The sequence below is a fragment of the Pseudogemmobacter bohemicus genome, assembly GCF_003290025.1.
GTDB classification, from domain to species: domain Bacteria; phylum Pseudomonadota; class Alphaproteobacteria; order Rhodobacterales; family Rhodobacteraceae; genus Pseudogemmobacter; species Pseudogemmobacter bohemicus.
The window spans coordinates 640,066-658,842 of record NZ_QNHG01000002.1 but is presented as its reverse complement, the minus strand read 5'-3'; the positions used below and the strand labels follow the sequence as shown (position 1 = coordinate 658,842).

General features: G+C 64.7%; 14 protein-coding genes. 3 read left to right on the top strand and 11 right to left on the bottom strand.

Annotation, left to right across the window (positions count from 1 at the left end; all coding sequences use genetic code 11):
• Positions 1 to 2 precede the first annotated feature (2 nt).
• The 8 genes from DRF71_RS11180 to DRF71_RS11145 all read right to left on the bottom strand — a co-directional run bounded on the left by DRF71_RS11180 (position 3) and on the right by DRF71_RS11145 (position 10,971).
• Positions 3 to 377 carry a hypothetical protein gene (locus DRF71_RS11180; protein ID WP_112310616.1) on the bottom strand — a complete coding sequence of 125 codons (375 nt, stop codon included), beginning with the start codon at positions 375 to 377 and terminating at the stop codon, positions 3 to 5.
• A 209-nt stretch (positions 378 to 586) separates the two neighbouring features.
• A complete protein-coding gene (locus DRF71_RS11175; protein WP_112310615.1) occupies positions 587 to 1,339 on the bottom strand; it encodes a sulfotransferase-like domain-containing protein in 753 nt (250 codons plus the stop codon).
• Positions 1,340 to 1,360: 21 nt separating this feature from the next.
• A complete protein-coding gene (locus DRF71_RS11170) occupies positions 1,361 to 3,361 on the bottom strand; it encodes an ABC transporter permease (RefSeq protein WP_112310614.1) in 2,001 nt (666 codons plus the stop codon).
• Positions 3,361 to 4,386, bottom strand: a complete 1,026-nt coding sequence (locus tag DRF71_RS11165) for an ATP-binding cassette domain-containing protein (RefSeq protein WP_232831460.1) — start codon at positions 4,384 to 4,386, stop codon at positions 3,361 to 3,363. The genes DRF71_RS11170 and DRF71_RS11165 overlap by 1 nt, the downstream gene beginning before the upstream one ends.
• A gap of 13 nt (positions 4,387 to 4,399) precedes the next feature.
• A complete protein-coding gene (locus tag DRF71_RS11160) occupies positions 4,400 to 5,335 on the bottom strand; it encodes an ABC transporter substrate-binding protein (protein WP_112310613.1) in 936 nt (311 codons plus the stop codon).
• Between the two features lie 49 nt (positions 5,336 to 5,384).
• On the bottom strand, positions 5,385 to 6,188 hold the full coding sequence (locus DRF71_RS11155) for an SDR family NAD(P)-dependent oxidoreductase (protein ID WP_112310612.1): 804 nt from the start codon (positions 6,186 to 6,188) through the stop codon (positions 5,385 to 5,387).
• Positions 6,185 to 8,584, bottom strand: a complete 2,400-nt coding sequence (locus tag DRF71_RS11150; protein WP_112310611.1) for a GcvT family protein — start codon at positions 8,582 to 8,584, stop codon at positions 6,185 to 6,187. The genes DRF71_RS11155 and DRF71_RS11150 overlap by 4 nt, the downstream gene beginning before the upstream one ends.
• The gene (locus DRF71_RS11145; protein ID WP_112310610.1) at positions 8,581 to 10,971 is read right to left on the bottom strand and encodes a GcvT family protein; all 2,391 of its coding nucleotides are present in this window, start codon (positions 10,969 to 10,971) and stop codon (positions 8,581 to 8,583) included. The genes DRF71_RS11150 and DRF71_RS11145 overlap by 4 nt, the downstream gene beginning before the upstream one ends.
• A 115-nt stretch (positions 10,972 to 11,086) precedes the next feature.
• Here DRF71_RS11145 and DRF71_RS11140 point away from each other — a divergent pair, with 115 nt between their 5' ends.
• The 3 genes from DRF71_RS11140 to DRF71_RS11130 all read left to right on the top strand — a co-directional run bounded on the left by DRF71_RS11140 (position 11,087) and on the right by DRF71_RS11130 (position 14,999).
• Positions 11,087 to 12,073, top strand: a complete 987-nt coding sequence (locus DRF71_RS11140) for a LysR family transcriptional regulator (RefSeq protein WP_198672160.1) — start codon at positions 11,087 to 11,089, stop codon at positions 12,071 to 12,073.
• An 83-nt stretch (positions 12,074 to 12,156) separates the two neighbouring features.
• Positions 12,157 to 13,677, top strand: coding sequence for a trimethylamine methyltransferase family protein (locus DRF71_RS11135; protein ID WP_332872063.1), 1,521 nt, complete (start codon positions 12,157 to 12,159; stop codon positions 13,675 to 13,677).
• Entirely contained in the window at positions 13,674 to 14,999 is a 1,326-nt protein-coding gene (locus DRF71_RS11130; protein ID WP_112310607.1) for an aspartate aminotransferase family protein, read from the top strand. Before DRF71_RS11135 ends, DRF71_RS11130 begins: the two co-directional genes overlap by 4 nt.
• Before the next feature lie 2,136 nt (positions 15,000 to 17,135).
• Here DRF71_RS11130 and DRF71_RS11120 read toward each other — a convergent pair.
• The 3 genes from DRF71_RS11120 to flgA are packed head-to-tail and all read right to left on the bottom strand — an operon-like array spanning position 17,136 to position 18,762.
• Positions 17,136 to 17,606 carry a flagellar basal body-associated FliL family protein gene (locus DRF71_RS11120; RefSeq protein WP_112310605.1) on the bottom strand — a complete coding sequence of 157 codons (471 nt, stop codon included), beginning with the start codon at positions 17,604 to 17,606 and terminating at the stop codon, positions 17,136 to 17,138.
• A gap of 2 nt (positions 17,607 to 17,608) precedes the next feature.
• Positions 17,609 to 18,334: a flagellar basal body L-ring protein FlgH gene (gene flgH / locus DRF71_RS11115; RefSeq protein ID WP_112310604.1), complete on the bottom strand. Its 726-nt coding sequence runs from the start codon at positions 18,332 to 18,334 to the stop codon at positions 17,609 to 17,611.
• Positions 18,331 to 18,762 (bottom strand): flagellar basal body P-ring formation chaperone FlgA, encoded by a 432-nt coding sequence (gene flgA, locus DRF71_RS11110; RefSeq protein WP_112311270.1) that lies wholly within the window; start codon positions 18,760 to 18,762, stop codon positions 18,331 to 18,333. Before flgA ends, flgH begins: the two co-directional genes overlap by 4 nt.
• Positions 18,763 to 18,777 lie beyond the last annotated feature (15 nt).

Here is an 18,777-nt window from a genome sequence, read left to right as displayed (position 1 = left end):
GGTCAGTCCAGCCAGGACAGCCGCGCCGCCAGCCGCGCCCGGGCCCGGGCCAGCGCGGGTTTCAGCCAGTCGGGCAGCACCGGCCCGGCGCCCGCGCGCGCCAGTTGATCGGAAACCAGCGCCTGGCGTTCGTCACTGGCAAGCGAGGCGATCTGTTCGGGCAGAACCGCCACCCCCAACCGGGCCAGGCGCGCGGTATCGCGCGACCAGATCTCATACCAGACCGGCGAGGCCAGCCGCAGCTGGCACCCCGGCGGCAGGCTGATCGCCGTATCTCCCGCCCGCCTGGTCGTCAGCCGCAGCGCGATATCCCCGAGCGAGCGCCCGGAGCGAGAGGATTGACCGGCATCTTTGGCCGGACCGGCAGCATAAGACATGGTTTCACCCGTGATTTCAGGCGAAATAGTCTCGTTTCCGGCCCGGTGCGGCAAGGGAAGCCGCCGGTCGGACTTTGCCCTCCGGCAGGGGATATCTTCTCTCCGACAGGGTCGGCGGAGAGGCTTTTTCCTGCGCCGCCCAGGCGATTCGCACGGCTGCGGCCTGGTTCACCACCGGACTCCAGGCACAGGACCTCAGGCACGGGGCCTCAGCACAGGGCTTCGGCCAGAAGCCTCTGATAAAACGGCAGATGATGCGCGAGGTCGTGTTTCATGCGCGGATGGTTCTGCGCCAGGGCATCGAATTTGGTACGGGTTTCCGCCGCCTCATCGGCACTGATCGGGCGGATCCCTTTCGAGGCGCTGACATCGCCATGCCAGCCACCGACCTGATCCCAGTCCTTTGGCTTTTCATCCTGCCAGATGAAGGCGCGTTCGGAAAACGACAGCCCGACCGCCTGCCAGAACCGCGCCATGGTGCCGCGCGTGTCTTCCCGTACCGCCTCGGCCCGCAGCACAACCGCCTGTTGCCCCGCCGCCTTCAGCGCGCTGAAATGACGCCATTGCGCCTCAAGCCCGATTTCCTCGCGGCTCACCCCGGGGTCGAGCCTGTAATATGAGGTGATCGAGGCCAGCGGATCGCGGATCAGGAAAGCATTGACCAGATGCGGCGCGAAAGCCTGGTCCTCCAGGATATGCGGCATCACATAATAGGACATGTCCTTGAAGAAGACCGGCCCCTTTGTCGCACGCGCCAGCAGGTGGTCGCGGATCGCCGGATAGCTGACCGGATGATCCGGGCGTATATCGAAATGCGGCATCTGACGGATCGCGCGATGGACGTAATAATCATACATGAAGGGCTCATGCGCACAGTCGAGATCGCCGCGTTCGCGCATCACCCGCTCCATCGCGGTCGACATCGAGCGCGGATGTGACCACAGCGCATAGATCCTGTTCATCTGATCCTCCTCATTGTCATGCTATGCAACCGGCGCCCGGAGCAGCCGGTCGGCAACCAGCGCGATGGCGGCAATGACAGCCCCTGCAATCAGCCCGGCGCCGGCATCGGCCCTTGACAGTGCGACATAGACCTGCTGGCCCAGCTCGCGCGTGCCCACCAGCGCCGCGATCACCAGCATCGACAGCGCCGCCATGATGGTCTGGTTCAGCCCAAGCCGCACCGATCCCCTGGCCAGCGGCAATTTGACCTGCCACAGAAGTTGCCAGGGCGTAGCCCCCATCTGCACCGCCGCCTCGGTCAGATCGGCCCTGGCCGAACGCAACCCATGTTCGACATAGCGGATCGGCGGCACCACGGCGTAAAGCACGATGGCGATCAGGGCGGTGAACTCTCCCACCCGGAACAGCATCAGCGCCGGGATCAGGAAAACGAATTGCGGCATGGTCTGCAGCGTGTCGCTGACCGGGCGCAGCAGGGCCGAGAAGCGGTCGCTTTCCGCCGCGATCACCCCCAGCGTGGCGCCGATGGCGAAAGAGATCAGCACGGCCACCGCGCAGAGATAGATGGATTGCATCATCGGCTGCCAGAGGCCCGAAACACCGGCCAACAGGAGCGCCCCCATCGCCAGCGCAAACAGCCCCGCGCCGCCGGCCCGCCAGGTGGCAAATCCCATCAGCAGAAAGACCCCGGGCCAGGGGAAGCCCGGCAGCCCGGTCCAGAAGACCAGCGCGGCAAAACCGAAACCGATCCCCCGCCAGGGGGCGCGGCAGCCAAGGGCAACCACGCCCCCCAGGCTGACCGCAATATAGGTCAGGGTGACCGGCGCGCTCAGGGCAAAACCCCAGACCATCGGGCTGGCCGCGCCCGAGAACCCCAGCCGCATCGGCAGCATGACGCCATAAGTGATCGCATTGCGCAGGACGGCAAAGACGGGCGCGCTCCAGGCGACGAAACCAAGGAGCCAGGCGTCAAGACGGCGCAACCAGCGCTGGCCCTCCTCGTCCGGCAGCAACGCCTCGCCCGGAAGCAGCAGCGCCAGCACCAGCGCGGCCATGAGCCCAGGGCCCAGCCAGCGCGGGGCAACCCCACGCCGCCGCCCGGCAAATCCGCGGGTGATGCGGTCCAGCAGCACCGCGATCAGCACGATCACCAGCCCCGCCCCCAGCGAACGCCCCAGTTCGGCGGCGCGCATCGCGGACAGCACCTCCCAGCCGATATCGTTGAAGCCGCCGATGATCGCGATGATAATCACCATCGACAAAGAGGCCATGGTCGTCTGGTTCACCCCCACCATCAGCTGCGGCATAGCCACCGGCACCTTCGCCTGCCAGAACAGCTGTCCCGGTCGCGCGCCCGCCATCAGCGCGCTTTCGACGATGGCCGGCGGCACCTCATCCAGCCCCAGCATCGTATTGCGCACCATCGGCGGGATCGAGAAGATCACACTCGCCGCCAGCCCCGCCGCCGGGCCAAAGCCGAACATCAGCAAAAGCGGGATCAGATAGCCAAAGGCGGGCCAGGTCTGCATCACATCAAGCAGAAAGATCAGCCCCGCCCGCGCCTTCGGCACCAGATGCCCAAGCGCCCCCAGTGCAAACCCGATCCCGACCGCCAGCGGCACCGAGATCAACACCAGCGCCAGCGTGTTCATCGCCTTTGGCCAATAGCCCATCAAGGCGACCACCCCAAGCGCCAGCAGTGCGAAAACCGCGAGCCTCCGCCCGCCGGCATAAAGCGCCAGCATGGCCAGCCCCAGCACCGTCGCAGGCCAGGGCGCCCAGGCAAGGCCCGCGCGGATCGCCGCCAGCGGCGCCTCGATCATGGTTGAAAGCAGCCGCCCGATGGGCCGCAACGCCTCAAAAACCGGGGTGATCACCGCGTTCAGCGCCTCTGACAGCGGCAGGGTCAGGGCGGTGGGAAAGCCACGCAGCACCGGCATCTGATGCGCCAGCACGACCATAAGCGCCGAGACCGCCAGCAACACCGCCCAGAGCCTTTCGCTGCGGCTGAAGCGTGCCATCACCCGCCCCCCGCATCGCGGCGCAAGACCGCCAGCACCGCATCGGCCTCAAGAACCTGCCCCGGCTGGCCCTGCACCGGAAACCGCTGCCGTCCGGAGGCCAGGTCGGCCAAAAGCGTCTCTAACAAGGCCTCAGGCGCGACTGGCGGGCCTTCTGCCGCGCCCGGCTGCGCCAGATCACGCACCCGGATCGCCCGGCTCAGCGCCACTTCTGCGGTAAAGCTTGCGACATAGTCATCGGCCGGTTTCAGCAGGATATCAGCCGGAGTGCCGATCTGGATGATCCGCCCGCCCTGCATCAAAGCGATGCGGTCGGCCAGCCGGCAAGCCTCCATAATGTCATGGGTGATGAAGATGATGGTCTTTTTCAGCTGCCGTTGCAGCCGCAGGAATTCATCCTGCATCTGTCGCCGTATCAGCGGATCCAGCGCCGAAAACGGCTCGTCCAGGAACCACAGCTCCGGATCGGGCGCGAGGCTGCGGGCGATGCCGACCCTTTGCTGCTGCCCCCCCGACAACTGCGCCGGCAGCGCATCCTCGCGGGATGCAAGTTCAACCAGCTCCAGCATCTTGCGCGCACGCGCCTCGCGCGGCGCCCGGGCCATGCCCTGCAATTTCAGCGGTAAGGCGACGTTTTCCAGCGCGGTCAGATGCGGCATCAGCCCGAAACTCTGGAACACCATCCCCATCTTGCGCCGCCGGATTTCGGTCAGCTCGCGCCCCGAGACCCGCGACAGATCCCGCCCCTCGAATTCCAGCACCCCATGCTCGATATCGAGAAGCCGCGACAGGCAGCGCACCAGCGTCGATTTTCCGGACCCCGACAGGCCCATGATCACGAAAATCTCGCCCTTCCGAACGTCGAATGTGGCGTCCGCCACCGCCGGAATATGCCCCTCCTGCCTGAGGCGCGTGACCAGCGCCTCGGGGTCGATCCGGTAGCCGGATGTGTCAAAGTAATAGCCCGGGCGCGGCCCGAAGACCTTCCACAGCGCCCGGCAGCTGAGCATGATGCTCTCGCTCACCACCGCCCCGGCCTCAGTTCAGCGCCTGATCGAGCCAGGGGCGCCAGGTGGCCTCATTCGCCGCAACCCATTCGGTGGTCACCGCATCCAGCGACTGACCCTTTTCGTCGATCGCCAGCATCATCTGCTGCTGATCTTCGGTCGAGAACCGGAAGGCTTTCAGGATTTCATAAGCCGCCGGCCATTTCTGCGAAAAACCCGACCAGACCACCTTGTTGACGTCGGGCGGCATGATGCAATGCTCATTCGACTGGTCCTTGCAGGGCGGCATCTCGACCCAGCCGACCTCGACTTCGGCAAGGATGAAATGCGGCGCCCAGAACATCATCACCAGCGGCGTCTTTGCCGCCGATGCGGCGCGGAGTTCGGCAATCTGCGCCCCCTCGGACCCCGAAGGCACCGCCGTCAGCGGCAGGGTGTTATCGGCGATGATCGTCGCCGCGCGCGATCCCCAATCGGCCGGATAATCGAGGAAACGACCATTCGGCAGCGTGTCGGGCGTCGCCAGCAGCGCCACGCAATCGGGATCCTTCAGCGCCTCCCATGAGGGCAGCGCCGGGCAGATCTCCTCCATGAATTTCGGATAGATCCAGCCCTCATTGGTGGTAAGCCCCAGGCTGCCGATATCCTCGACCTTGCCCTCGGCCAGAACCTTTGGATAGACATCGCCGACATTGTTCAGCCAGATCTCGACCGAGGCGGCAATATCGCCATCTGCAAGACCCTGAAAATGCGGATAATTCCCGGCGGTCACATAATCGACCTTATAGCCCGCCTTCTCCAGCACCTTGCCGGCGATCCGGGCGGAAATCTGCGCCCCGGTCCATTCCAGCATGGCGAGCCTGATCGGCTCATCGACCGCGCCGGGCCCGGCAGCCAGCGCCGGCCCGCAGGTTACGGCGGCCAGTGCAAGCAGTGACACAGCGGCATTCATGCTCTTCTTTGTCATTGTAATCTCCCTGTCGGTTGCCTGGTGTGTTTTGCAAAGCCGGAAGCGCTCACCAGAGTGCGCCGCCGGTGATCTTCACCTCCTCCATGGTGATGCCTTTGGCGGCATCGGTGATCAGGAAAGCGACCAGCGCCGCGACCTCGCCCGCTGCGATGATGCGGTGCTGCGGGTTTTCGGCGGCAATCGCGGCGCGGGCCTCGGTGGTCGTGCGCCCCTTGCCTTCCCGCGCGACGATCTGCGCAAGGTCAGCCTCCATCATCGGGGTATCGACCCAGGCCGGGCTGACCATCACGCAGGTGACGCCCTGCGCCGCGCCCTCAAGTGCTGCGCAGCGTGTCAGCCCCAGCAGCCCCGCTTTCGAGGCGCAATAGGCCGGGTTGTCCTGCCAGCCCACCGTCGCGGCGGTCGAGCCGATATTGACGATCCGCCCCCAGCCGCGCGCCTTCATCGCCGGCAGACAGGCGCGGATCATACGGAAGGCGCCGGTCAGATTGGTGTCGATGATCTGCTGCCAAAGCGCATCCGAATGCCCTTCGACCGGCTGTTCGGCTGTGATCCCGGCGGCGTTGATCAGCACATCGGCGGGGCCGAACCGTTGGGTGCTGCGGTCGCAAAACGCCGTGACCGAGGCCGGGTCGGTAAGGTCAAGCATATCCGCCCGGACCTCGCCGCCCCCCGCCAGCGCCGCCCCGGTCAGCGCCCCGAAAGCCGCGATCCGCGCCCGGCTTTCCAGATCGCGCGCGCCGACCACCACGCGGTAGCCGCGCCCCGCCAGATCCAGCGCCACGGCATGACCGATGCCGGAAAGGCCTCCGGTCACGATGGCGACAGGGTGCGGCGCGGGCTGGCTCATCCGGCACCTCGCAGCCGCAGATTGTCGGGGTCGAAGGGCGGGCGCTCAAGGATGCGCGCCTTGCGGCGGGTGCCCAGGATCTCGACCTCCAGCCCGTCTTTCGCCTGGCGGTCGCGCAGCCAGGCCAGTGCCAGCACCTTGCCGGTGCGGTGCCCGGTCGCGGCCGAGGTCACCACGCCGATGCAGGCCGTGCCCTGCCAGACCGAATGCGAATAATAGGGCTCTGCCGCTCCGGGTTCGACCTCCAGCAGCACCATCTCCCACCGCTTCGGGTCGGCCATGCGGGCCATCAGCGCCTCGCGGCCGGGGAAATCGTGATCCGGTTTCACGAGAAAGCCCATGCCGGTCTCGGCCGGCGTGCGCTCGGTGGTGAAGTCAGAACCCCAGGCGGGGTAGCCCTTTTCCAGCCGCATCGCATTCATCGCGTAAGATCCGAAACAGCCGATCCCCTCGGGCTGGCCGGCGGCTTCCAGCGCGAGGAACAACTCTGCCGCACGGGCGGCGGGGACATGCAACTCCCACCCGGCTTCACCGATATAAGAGAGCCGCAGCGCCCGGGTTGCGATGCCTGCCACCGTGATTTGACGCACCGACATCCAGGGACCGAGAGGGTCCTGGCTCAGCCTTGCGAGGATGGCCGGCGCCGCTGGTCCCATCAGCGCAATCACCGCAAAATCGTCACTAACCCGGCGGATTTCGATATCAAAACCGGGCATCCGCGCGCGCAGGAGATCATCATCGCGCATCTCCGCCGCCGCCGCCGAGGTCAGGTAAAAATGATCCTCTGCAAGGCAGGCGAGCGTGAATTCCGACTCCGTCCCGCCTGCTTGCGTCAGCGCATAGGTCAGCCCGACCCGCCCCGGCTTTGGCGCCAGATTGCAGCCAAGCGCATCGACAAAGGCCCGCGCATCCTTCCCCGTCACCTCGAATTTCGAGAAGACCGACATATCGGCAAGGCCCGCGCCGCTGGTCACCATCCGGCATTCCCCTGCGACAGAATCGAACCAGTCCGGGCGGCCAAAAGTCAGCCGCGCCGGGGCACCGAACCAGTTCGGCCGCTCCCAGCCATAGGCCGCCCCCATCTGTGCGCCGCGTGCCAGCATCAGATCGTAAAGCGGCGTGCGGCGTTTTCCCCGCGCGGCAGGGCGTTCCTCATGCGGGTAATGCACGCCGAACTGGAGGCCGAAGCACTCGATCGCCTTCGCCACCCGGTAATCGCGATCCGCCCATGGGCCGAACCGCCGGCTGTCCACCGCCAGCGCATCCATCGGCGGCGCACCATGGGTCATCCAATGCGCGAGGAACCAGCCAGAGCCGCCGCCCTCCATCACCCCCATCGACGAGCCCGTCAGCAGCCAGGCGTTTTCCAGACCCCAGGCCGGCCCGATCAGCGGATTGGCGTCGGGGGTGAACGTGATCGGGCCATTGACCACCGATTTCACACCGCCGGTCTCCAGCGCCGGGATCCGCGCCATGGCTGCCATCAGAATATGTTCGACCCGGTCAAGGTCGGGCTCCATCAGCTCGGCCCCGAATTCTGGCGGCACGCCGTCAACCGACCAGACCTGGGCCTCTTTCTCATAGGGGCCAAGGATCAGGGCGTCGCGCTCCTGGCGGACATACCAGCTTTCTTCAGGGTCGCGGATCATCGGCAGTTCCGGCAGCCCCGCTTTGATCCGGTCGGCAACCGCCTGCACGCTATCGGTCACCAGATACTGATGCAGCACCGGCACCGAGGGCACATTCGCCCCCATCATACGCCCGATCTCGAACCCCCAGGTGCCGGCGGCATTGACGATATGCTGCGCCCGGATCAGCCCCTGTCGCGTTTCGACCGCCCAGACGCCATTCTCGCGCCGGATCCCCAGCACCGGATTGCGCCTGAGGATCACCGCACCGAGCTGCCGCGCAACCCTGGCCATCGCATTGGTCGCCAGAGTCGGATCGACATGGCCGTCATCGGGCTCATAAATCCCGCCGATGATGCCCCCGGTCCGCGCGAGCGGATGCAGCGCCGCCACCTCTTCGGGTGAATTCAGCAGCCGCAGCTCATAGCCGGTGAATTTCGACAGGCCCGCGACATGGGCGAATTCGGCCATCCGCTCGGGATTCGAGGTGATGCGCATCGCGCCCGAAGGGTGGAAACCGCAGCTTTCGCCGGTCTCGGCGGGCAGGATGTCGCGGTAAAGCCGCACAGAGGTGGCGCGCAGCTCCTGGATGGTCGGGTTATGCGCGAAATGGGTACAAAGCCCCGCCGCATGCCAGGTCGAGCCATGGGTGAGGTCGTTTTTCTCGGTCAGGATCACATCGGTCCAGCCCGCTTTCACCAGGTGATACATCAGCGAGACACCCATGGCGCCGCCGCCGATGATCAGAACCTGCGCGTCAGAAGTCATGCTTTCATCCTCTCGCCGGCGGGATCGAAGGGCGGGCAGATCAGCGCCTGCGCCTCGTAAAATTTCCCGGCGATTTCAATTGTGAAGCTCCGCGCGGCGGTGTTGGCAGGCGTCTCGCCCGGCGCAACATCCACCAGCCCGAGCGCCAGGGTTTTGCCCGTCCGCGCCCCTTTCGCGCCGGATGTGGTCAGGCCGACGACACGGCCCGCCTCCCATATCGGTTCATCATGCAGCACCAACGGGTGACCGGGCAGGTCAAAGAGGGTCAGACGGCGGGTCAGCCCAGCCTCGCGCTGTGCGACAAGCGCAGGTTTGCCGATGAACTCCTTCGACCAGTCGATGGTGAAGCCGAGCCCCGCCTCCAGCGCGGTGATCTCGGGGCCGAGGTCGTGGCCCATATGGCGAAACCCTTTCTCGATCCGGCAGGCGTCGAGCGCGTAATGCCCCATCGGTCGCGCGCCGGCACCGCTCAGCGCGCGAAAGACCTGCGCCGCGCTGGTGGTCGGGATGTAGAGCTCCCAGCCCAGCTCGCCGACGAAACTCACCCGCTGGGCGAGGCAGGTCTGGCCCGCAACCGTAACCTCGCGGGCGGTGGAGAACGGGAAATCCTGCCAGTCATCGGGCGAAATCCGCGCCAGCAGCGGCCGCGACCCCGCCCCCATCACGCCGATCACCGCTTCGGTCTCGGTGGCGTCCCGGATGATCACATCAAACCGCGCCGCGCGCCGCCGCAGCCAGGCCATATCGCGCCAGCGGGTCGCCGCCCCCGAGACGAGGCGGAAGTGATCCGCCGCGCGGCGGATGGTAACATCGCCCTCGATCCCGCCTTGCGCGTTCAGGAGCAGCGTATAGACCGCGCGGCCAGGCGGCACATCCATATTGGCGGTGGCGATCTCCTGCAGGAAAGCCAGCGCATCCGGACCGGCAATATCGAATTTCCCGAAAGGCGACAGGTCAAGGAGCACCGCCCCCGCCGCCATCTGCGCTGCCTCGCGGGTGGCAATCGGATACCAGGGCTGCGCGCCGACCGAGAGCGGCAGGTCGCGCTCTGCCCTGTCCTTTGCATACCAGAGGCCGCGTTCCCAGCCGGCGGTCAGGCCAAAGACCGCACCGGCGGCTTCCCATTCCGCATGCAGCGCCGAGACGCGCAGACCGCGCCCGGCTTTCGGCTGTCGGAACGGCCAATGCAGCGCGAAAGCATCGGCCACCGCCTCCTCCATCCGCGCCTCGACATGCGCACTGGCCGCAGCCAGCGGATCGGCGCGGGCGATATCGACCTCCCACAGATCCATCGGCGCGTGACCAGCGCGCATCCAGTCGGCCATGACGCGCCCGACACCCGCCGAAGACATTACGCCGACCGAATTCATCCCCGCCGCGACGAACAGCCCATCCACTGCCGGCGTCTCGCCCAGCAGCATCCTGGTGTCGGTGGTGAAACTCTCCGGTCCGTTCATAAAATGCTGGATCCCCACCCGGGCAAGACCCGGGATCAGCGCCAGCGCGGCCTCCATGAAAGGGGAGAACTGCTCCCAATCCTCGGGGAGTTCCAGAAACGGCCGGTCACCCGATGGGCCGAAAGCATCCCAGCATTTGGCATTGGGCTCGAACCCGCCGATCACCAGCTTGCCGGCATCGCCCTTGATATAGATGCCGCGATCCAGGTCACGCAGCACCGGAAAGGGATGCGGCATCGCGGGCATCGGTTCGGTCACTACATACATATGCTCGACCGCCTGGAGGGGCAGCGCGACGCCCAGCGGATCGGCCAGCCGCTTCGACCAGGCCCCGGCACAAAGCGCCACCTGGTCGGCCCGGATCACCTCGCCCCCGGCCAGCCGGACGCCGGTGATACGGCTTCCCGCAGTCAGGATCCGATCGACCAGCGCGCCCTCGCGGATCACGGTGCCTTGCGCCCGCGCCGCGCGGGCATAGGCCATGCACAGATCGACCGGGTTCACATTGGCGTCTTCCCCGACCGCCATCGCGCCGACGATTCCGCTCAGATCGAGTCCCGGCGCAGCGACGCCATCCGCCTCGGTGATCGTCGGATGCAGCCCGAAATGCCGGCCAAGCGCGGCGATGCGGTGCAGTTCATCCATCCGCGCCGGGTCGCGCGCCAGCCAGTAACCGCCGGTGCGCCGGTAGCCGATCGACATGCCGGTCGCGACCTCAAGCTGCGGGAAAAGCGCGCCCGCATACATCGCCAGCCGCGTCGCATTCGGTGTGGCGCGCAGCGGCCCGACGATCCCCGCCGCATGCCAGCTGGTGCCCGAGGTCAGAGCGCCGCGTTCCAGCAGCGTTACCGATGCGTCACCGGCCCTGCTCAGGTGGTAAGCGAGGCTCAGCCCCACCGCGCCGCCCCCGATGATCACGATCTTCCGCATGGGTCTGTCCAGCTCTGTCTGGCAAAATCAGACAGAGGCGGGGCCTTTCACGCAAGGATGGACAGGAAACATTAGGGATACTAATTCTTATCAGAACGGCAACCCGGTCATATCCATGAGCCAGCGCGGCAAAGACGAACCCGATATCAACCTGTTCCGCGCCATCGAAGTCTTTATGGCGGTGGCCGAGATGCGGCAGGTGACGGCTGCGGCCTCGGCGCTGAGGATCACGCAATCGGCCGCATCGCAGCATCTGAAGAACCTTGAGGTGATCTTTGGCATGGCGCTGATCGACCGTTCGACCCGGCCGATCACCCTGACCTATGCCGGCGAGACGCTGCAACGGCATGGGTTCCGGTTGCTCAATCAGATCGACGATCTGAAGCGTGACATGCAGCATCTGGGCGCCTCTTCACTGCCGGCGCTGCGGATCGGGCTGCTGGCCTCGATTGCGACAACGCTGACCCCGGCGCTGTATGATCTCGTCAACAACGCGATGAAGGTGCCGGAACTGATCCTCTCGGCCGGGCTTGCCACCGACCATTTCGCGGCGCTGAATGACCGGCGGATCGACATGGCGGTCACGTCAGAGCGGTTGCAGGACGGAGCCGGATACAGTTTCATCCCGCTGCTGGATGAGCCGTTTTATCTTATTCTTCCCGACAGTTACACAGGCCCGGCGAATGACATCCATATCATCTCGCGCCACCTGTCGCTGGCGCGTTTCGGCACCACCACCCCGGTTGGCCGCCGTACTGACCAGCATTTGCAGCGCTGCCGCCTGGACCTGCCGCGCGCCATCGAGGCCGACCGCACCGCCATGGTGATGGCCGGTGTCATCACCGGCAAATGCTTTGCGATCCTGTCGCCAACGCTGCTGATCGACGGCGTCGCCGAAGGAATGCGGCTCAGGATCGAGCCGCTGCCCTTCGCGCCCCTGAAACGCACCATCCGCCTCGTTTCGCGCCGTGACGACCTGGGGACGATCCCGGTCAGGATCGCCCTGGAGAGCCAGCGGGTCCTGCGACGCGCCTTTGATCACCACTTTCCCGACATTGCCAGCCAGGTGAGCTACCACGACATCGCTAATCCGCCCCATTAGGATTTCCGATAGTATAAGTTTAACCTTTGCAGCGCACCCGGCCCCGCTATCGTCACCCCGTCAACATGCCGATGGAGACAGCGATGCAGGAAAGGCGGGGCCGCAGCGCCCGGATGCAGGAGCGGAGCGCGAAGAGCAAAGTCTCGTCGCCCTATGTGCTGCGCCGTATCGGCATTGTCAGCCTGATCGACGACGAGGCGGTCGCCATAATCGAGCGCAATGCCGACCGCATTCTTGACGAGATCGGCATGGAGTTTCGCGGCGATCCGCAGGTGCTGGAGATCTTCCGCCAGGCCGGCGCGCGGGTCCAGGGGGAGCGCGTGCGCTTTGACCCCGGCTGGTGCCGCGACAAGATCAAAACCGCGCCGAAGATCTTTACCCAACACGCCCGCAACCCCGCCCGCTCGGTCCAGATCGGCGGCGAGGCGCAGCTTTTCTGCCCAAGCTTCGGCCCACCTTTCGTCCATGACATGGAAAAGGGCCGCCGCTATGCCACGATCCACGATTTCCACGAGATCACCAAACTGCATTACAGCCTCAATGCCGTGAACCATTCCGGCGGCGTGGTGGTGGAGCCGGTCGATCTGCCGGTGCCGATCCGCCATCTGCATATGGCGCATACCCATCTGACCCATTCCGACAAGCCCTTCATGGGTGCCGTCACCGCGCCCGAACGTGCCCGTGACACGATTGAAATGGCGAAACTCGCTATGGGGGCAGGGTTCGTCGATGCGAATTGCGTGCTCTATTCAGTGGTCAATACCAATGCGCCGCTGGTGCTGGATGAGACCATGCTCTGGGCGCTGAAGGAATATGCGCGCGCGGGCCAGGCGGTGGTGGTGTCGCCCTTCGTGCTGGGCGGCGCGATGTCTCCGGTCACGGTGGCCGCGACGCTCGCGCAGGTGATGGCGGAGGTGATGGCGAGCGTGGCGCTGATCCAGCTGATCCGGCCCGGCGCGCCTTCGGTGTTCGGGACGTTCTTCTCGCCGCTGTCCTTACGCACCGGCGCGCCGACATTTGGCACCCCCGAGGGCACCCAGTTCCAGATGTGCGCCAAAACGCTGGCGGACCGGCTGGGCCTGCCCTTCCACTCGGTCGGCGCGCTGACCGCTTCCAAGGTGCCCGACGCTCAGGCCGGGTATGAATCCCAGGCCCAGCTGATGGGCGCGGTCATGGCCGGGGTGAATTTCATCATCCATGCCACCGGCTGTCTGGAGGGGCTGCTGACCACCGGCTACGAGAAGATCGTGATGGATGCCGACCGCTGCGCCGCCATGGCGCGCTTTACGCAGGGCATTGATTTCTCAGAGGCCGCTCAGGCGATGGAGGCCTTTCACGAGATCGGCCCCGGCGGCCATTTCCTCGGCGCCGCCCATACCCGCGAGAATTTCGAGAGCGCCTTCTGGCTGGGCGAGATGTCAGACAATGGCACTTACGAGCAATGGACCGCCGAAGGTGGCCTCTGGCAGCAGGACCGCGCCGCCGCGCGCGCGAAGCAGATCCTGCGCGATTACGAGGCGCCGCCGATGGATATCGCCATCCACGAGGCGCTGGACGATTTCGTCGCCCGCCGCACCTTTGAGATCACCGGAGAAAGAGCATGACGCTTCAGACCAGCTGGAATCTGGAAGAAACAGCCGCGCGGCGCGACCGTTATTACTCCGCCGCCTTGCGTAAATTCGTCCCCTTCCGCGAGCCGATGGTGTTTCGCCGCGGCGAGATGCAGTACCTGTGGGACGAGGCGGGGCGGAAATATACCGACCTTCTGGGCATGAATGTCTGCATATCGGTCGGTCATTCGCATCCCGAAGTGGTGAAGGCCGCGATGGATCAGGCGGCCGAGCTGACCCATTGCACGACGATGTTCTACCACCCGGTGCCCGCCCATTTCGCCGAAGAACTGACTGCGACCATGCCGAAAGGGCCGAAGGGCGATATCGAATGGGTGGTGCATTTCACCAATTCGGGGTCCGAGGCAATTGATCTGGCAATGGCAATGGCGCGGGGCTTTACCGGCAATCTCGACCTGCTGGCTTTGCGCACGGCCTATCACGGCCCGACCGCAGCCGCGCAATCGGTGACAGGAATTGCCGGCTGGCGCCATCCCGGAATGCCCGGCAACGTGGCATTTGTCGCCGAGCCGAACCAGTATCGCGGCATTTTCGGCGAGAATGCCGGAGCGGCGCCCTACCTCGATGAAATCGAGCGGGTGATCCAGACTGCAACCACGGGCCAGGTCGCCGGCATCCTCGTGGAAAGCGTCCAGGGCTATGGCGGCATCATCGAAATGCCGCCCGGCTATATGTCTGGCGCGGCAGAGCGGATCCGGGCGGCCGGCGGCCTCTATATCGCTGACGAGGTGCAATCCGGCTTTGGTCGCACCGGCAATCATTTCTGGGGATTCGAGGCCGATGGCGTCATCCCCGATATCGTCGTGATGGCCAAGGGCATCTCGAATGGTTTTCCGTTGGGCGCGGTTGTCGCGCGGCGCGAGATCGCCGAGCCGATGGCGGAGCGTTTCATGTTCCACACTTACGGGTCGAACCCGACCTCCTGCGCCGCCGGGCGCGCGGTGCTGGAGATCCTCAAACGCGACCGCATGCAGGAAAACGCGAAAGAGGTGGGCGCCGCGCTGCTGTCGCGGCTGGCAGAGCTGCGGCAGAAATACCCGGTGATCGGCGATGTGCGGGGACGCGGGCTGATGCTGGCGATCGAGATGGTCTCTGACCGGGTAAAAAAGACGCCGGACGCCGCAACCACCAGCGCTGTCTTTGAGGCCTGCCGTGAAGCCGGGCTGATCCTGTCGAAATCCGGGCCGCATCGCTCGACCCTTCGAATGGTGCCGCCTTTGTGCCTGACGCTGTCAGATGTCGATCAGGTTGCCGCCGGACTGGATCGGGCCTTTGACCGCGCGAAGCGGGGTTAGGTTCCGATCCGGACGACCTCTTCCGCGCCGGCTTCTGTGCGACAGCGGCAGGCTGATCAGATCAGCCTCCTGCGCAAGGGGGACGGCCCTTCGATCCGGGCCGGAGACCTGTCAGTATCGGCGCCGGCAATATGGAAAACGCATATCGCATTAAGCCGGACCTCAGGCGCGATATCCCATTGCGCTGAAGGCAACGGAGCAAGGCCGGGCGTGTCAGGGCGGGTGCGGGGCATCAAGGCAGTCGTCCAAGGCAGCAACCTGTGGCGCCTGAACGCCACGATCCTTGCTTCTTCCTGCCCCGGCCAGCGCCGTTGTCTCACCGCGCCAGTCGATGGGAAAGCCGAAGTCTCGTATCAATCAAGACCGCCCTCGGGGCCGTCACAGAAGCGGCGCACCCATTTGAGATTGATCCATGACGCATGATATCCGTGAAGGGGCGCAGCCAGTCGCTCTCTGCACTCGTGCAGCCCTTGCCCCGGGGTTTGAACCTGACCGGACCAGGATAGCGATGCAAGTTTTTATGGGCGGCGGGCTCTTCCAGCCCCGACAGGAAATCGGACCCGTTCCAGTGGCAGGTGGAGTGGTCCGACCCTGGCTCTGCTCATGCGAGGAATTGGTTGTGCATGAAAGCGAAGGGCTTCCACCAGTCGCCTGCCCTATCGGCTGCCTTCCGCCTGGGCGTGAGCCCTTCGAGGTGAACATCGTCACATGCGTCCTGTCACGGCGCAGGATCGGTTCGAACAAAGCGAAAATTCGTCACAGATCGCCATATTCAAACGGATGCCCGTCTCGCATAGGGGAGTGAAGCGAAAGGCCGGACGGCCATCGACCTCCAGGGTCCGGAAATCATCTTTGAACGGTGCAATCCTGAAGACCGGATCATCATTGCATTGCATCGCCGGCCTCCTGACCTGTCCCTGATACCATGGCCGGCCTTTCGCAGCTGCGGATCTGCAAATTGGCATCCTGCGCCCCTGATCGTGAACCGGGACCCGCGGGATTTTTCTTGCAGCGCTTGCCCCGGTTCGCTTGCCGTGAACGTGAGGAGCATCGTTCTTCACGCTGAAAGCCTGGCCAGACCTGGGATGGCCGGTGCGGAAGTGTGTCCTGCACAAATCAACCCGCCCGGCAAAGATATCACGCGGCTGACTGCGCGGTGTGAACCGCGCCAGCCTCTGCGCGTTGGAGATGAGGTTACAGACTGTTCTCGATCCTGCGGTTGGCGGGGGCTGCCTACAGTCTTCGTCAGTGCATCGAACCTCCCGGTTGCCGATAGTCTGAGCCCATATCGTGTCAGCAGTGACAGAAGGTCGATGGTTGGGGCATCGTGCGCTTCTGCCTTGCCGACCGGCACATTGATTGCCTGGGTCGCCCCCGAAAGGCGCGATCCGACATAGCATGCGATCACGCCAAGGGTGTTCGGGTTGCCCCCGTTCCAAAAGCGTGCGGACAGTCCCGACCACGCCGCATTTGATCGGAACTGGCAGGGCTGTCAGCCTCTCATATTCGGTCAGATCAATCGCTCCGAAGCGGGCCAGGTGACGCGCCCGCAGCGCAAACCCGTCCGCCTTGTATCGGTCCGCCGAGAATAACACCGTCACTCCATCGGAGTCGCGCAGACGAAAATTCACCCCCGGCTGCCAGGGCGGCTTTGACCACCGCAGCCGGGCACAGCTCTGCATGATCAGCGGCCCGCCTTCAAAGGTCAGACCCGGGCGGGGCAGATCCAGGGCCCGGCTATCAATTCTACGGTCTTCCTTGCTGAGTACTTTCTCCCGGACATAAAGTCGGCTGATGCTCGCCCGACATTGTGTTTCTTCAGTATATCCGCCTGTGCGCCAGTCGGCAGGCTGGGCCTGATGGCTCGTCATCGTCTGCAACACCTGATCACGCACCGGTTTTCACGCAGCACCCGGTGGGGTTATGAACAGCCTCAGGAAGGGTATTCTCGGTGAGCGAGGCCGACAGGCATGTGCCTGAGCTATGAAATCCGCGAAAGCGGGGTCGTTATGCGGGAGAGGATATGCCAGTTAAATGCGGTGATGCCCTGTCGCGACGAGGCCTTGTGACAGGCGGCGCCACAGCCCTCGCAGCGACCGTCATCTTCTGGTTATGAGCCGGTAACGAGTCCTGACCCTAGCTGTCCTGCCGCGCAATCTCGGTGATTAATACGTCACTGACAATCTCGCCCAACACAGTCTTTGCCTGTTCCAGCAATGCCTTCCGCAGGGTCACCAGGTTTGAGGAATCCGTAAACGAGCCCCGGAAGCCCCCGGAATTCGCATGGTCGAACATAACCTGAAGAAAGGCATCCTGCAATTTCGGCTCGCGCGCAAAGACCGTATCCGATTTCCCTGCGGTTATTTCCAGGCTCAGCGACGCAGCCACCAGCGAGACAATCCGCCCGCCTTCCATCACCGGCACGATGAACTGGTTGTTGAGACGCACAAATTCCACCAGCGAAGGATCAGGTGCTGCGGCCGAGTCCGGTTCGACAACTTCGCCCGCTTGATCTGCCTCAGGCGCGGTGCGCAGAAAATAGCCGGCGCCACCACCGATACCGAGGCCGATCAGGATGAGGAATAACGGGAGGAACAGCTTTTTCATGGTCAGAACGGCAGCAGAATGTCAGTGATCTGCTGACCATAGCGGGGTTGCTGCACATCGGTGATCTGCCCCCTGCCGCCATAGGAAATTCGTGCACCGGCAATCTTGTCATAGGTGATCTCGTTCTGGCGCGAGATATCGGTCGGGCGCACATAACCGGTCACAATCAACTCGCGCAGCTCGTTGTTCACCCGCACCTCCTGCTGGCCTTCGATGCGCAAAACACCGTTCGCCAACTGCTCGACAACCGTGGCGGCAATGCGGAGCGTCAGCTGTTCCGAACGCGAGACATCCCCGCTGCCCGAGAAGGTCGAGGAGGAGTTCGTATCCACCGCATTCCCCATGCTCGCACCATCGGGGAGCTTCTCGTCCAGACGCTGAGGAATGCCGAAAAGCTGCGGAATGCCCATGCTTTGCGACCCGGTCCGGGAGCGGCCGGTCGAGTTGGAAATCTCGGCGCTGTCGTCGATCTCGATCACGACCGTAAGGATATCCCCGCGCTGCGCCGCGCGGCGGTCGCCCAGCAGGGATTCCGAACTCGCGGTCCAGAGCGACGAATCATAAGCCGCGCCGGAAGGCATGGTCGTGCGCGGCATGGGCGTCGAATAGATCGCGTGATGCTGATAGCTGCCCTCAAGCGGGCTGAATTCGGGTGCCTTGCCGACCTGAGAGAGATCGCCGCAGCCCATCATGGCAAGCGGGGGCAAGAGAAGAAGGGGGTATTTCATGGCAATCCTCCAACCAGGATCAGACCATCGGCACCGATGCGGCCCGAAACGGTGGTTTTCGATTCAAGGTTCATCACGCGGATCGTCTCTCCCGCACCGCCACGGGCCAGGGCACGGCCCTCGGCACGGATCACCAGCCCGCCGGAGCGGTATTCCAGCGCGACGATGGCGTTGCGTTCGATCAGGGCAGGCGGGCCGATATCCGAGGCCCGCACCGGCCTGCCGGCGTAGATGGCTACACGGGTCTCCTGACCGACAGCCTCGGCGGGCAGGGTCAATGCCCCGCTTATATTGGCCTCGACCTGCATCAGATCGGCGGGCGCAATCACGGTCTGGGCCGGCAGATTGCGCGCGGCAACAAGGCTTTCAGCCGCCGCTGAATCCGCCCGGGTCAGCAGGGCCCAGATCAGCAAGGCCCGGACTGACATGGAAAAGAGCCGCCA

Excerpts from the sequence above, each read along its gene's own strand:
- DRF71_RS11140 (WP_198672160.1), top strand. The coding sequence starts at position 11,087 with ATGAGCCAGCGCGGCAAAGACGAACCCGATATCAACCTGTTCCGCGCC.
- DRF71_RS11130 (WP_112310607.1), top strand. The coding sequence starts at position 13,674 with ATGACGCTTCAGACCAGCTGGAATCTGGAAGAAACAGCCGCGCGGCGC.
- DRF71_RS11175 (WP_112310615.1), bottom strand. The coding sequence starts at position 1,339 with ATGAACAGGATCTATGCGCTGTGGTCACATCCGCGCTCGATGTCGACC.
- DRF71_RS11160 (WP_112310613.1), bottom strand. The coding sequence starts at position 5,335 with ATGACAAAGAAGAGCATGAATGCCGCTGTGTCACTGCTTGCACTGGCC.
- DRF71_RS11135 (WP_332872063.1), top strand. The coding sequence starts at position 12,157 with ATGCAGGAAAGGCGGGGCCGCAGCGCCCGGATGCAGGAGCGGAGCGCG.
- DRF71_RS11145 (WP_112310610.1), bottom strand. The coding sequence starts at position 10,971 with ATGCGGAAGATCGTGATCATCGGGGGCGGCGCGGTGGGGCTGAGCCTC.
- flgA (WP_112311270.1), bottom strand. The coding sequence starts at position 18,762 with ATGTCAGTCCGGGCCTTGCTGATCTGGGCCCTGCTGACCCGGGCGGAT.
- DRF71_RS11170 (WP_112310614.1), bottom strand. The coding sequence starts at position 3,361 with ATGGCACGCTTCAGCCGCAGCGAAAGGCTCTGGGCGGTGTTGCTGGCG.
- DRF71_RS11155 (WP_112310612.1), bottom strand. The coding sequence starts at position 6,188 with ATGAGCCAGCCCGCGCCGCACCCTGTCGCCATCGTGACCGGAGGCCTT.
- DRF71_RS11180 (WP_112310616.1), bottom strand. The coding sequence starts at position 377 with ATGTCTTATGCTGCCGGTCCGGCCAAAGATGCCGGTCAATCCTCTCGC.
- flgH (WP_112310604.1), bottom strand. The coding sequence starts at position 18,334 with ATGAAATACCCCCTTCTTCTCTTGCCCCCGCTTGCCATGATGGGCTGC.
- DRF71_RS11120 (WP_112310605.1), bottom strand. The coding sequence starts at position 17,606 with ATGAAAAAGCTGTTCCTCCCGTTATTCCTCATCCTGATCGGCCTCGGT.
- DRF71_RS11150 (WP_112310611.1), bottom strand. The coding sequence starts at position 8,584 with ATGACTTCTGACGCGCAGGTTCTGATCATCGGCGGCGGCGCCATGGGT.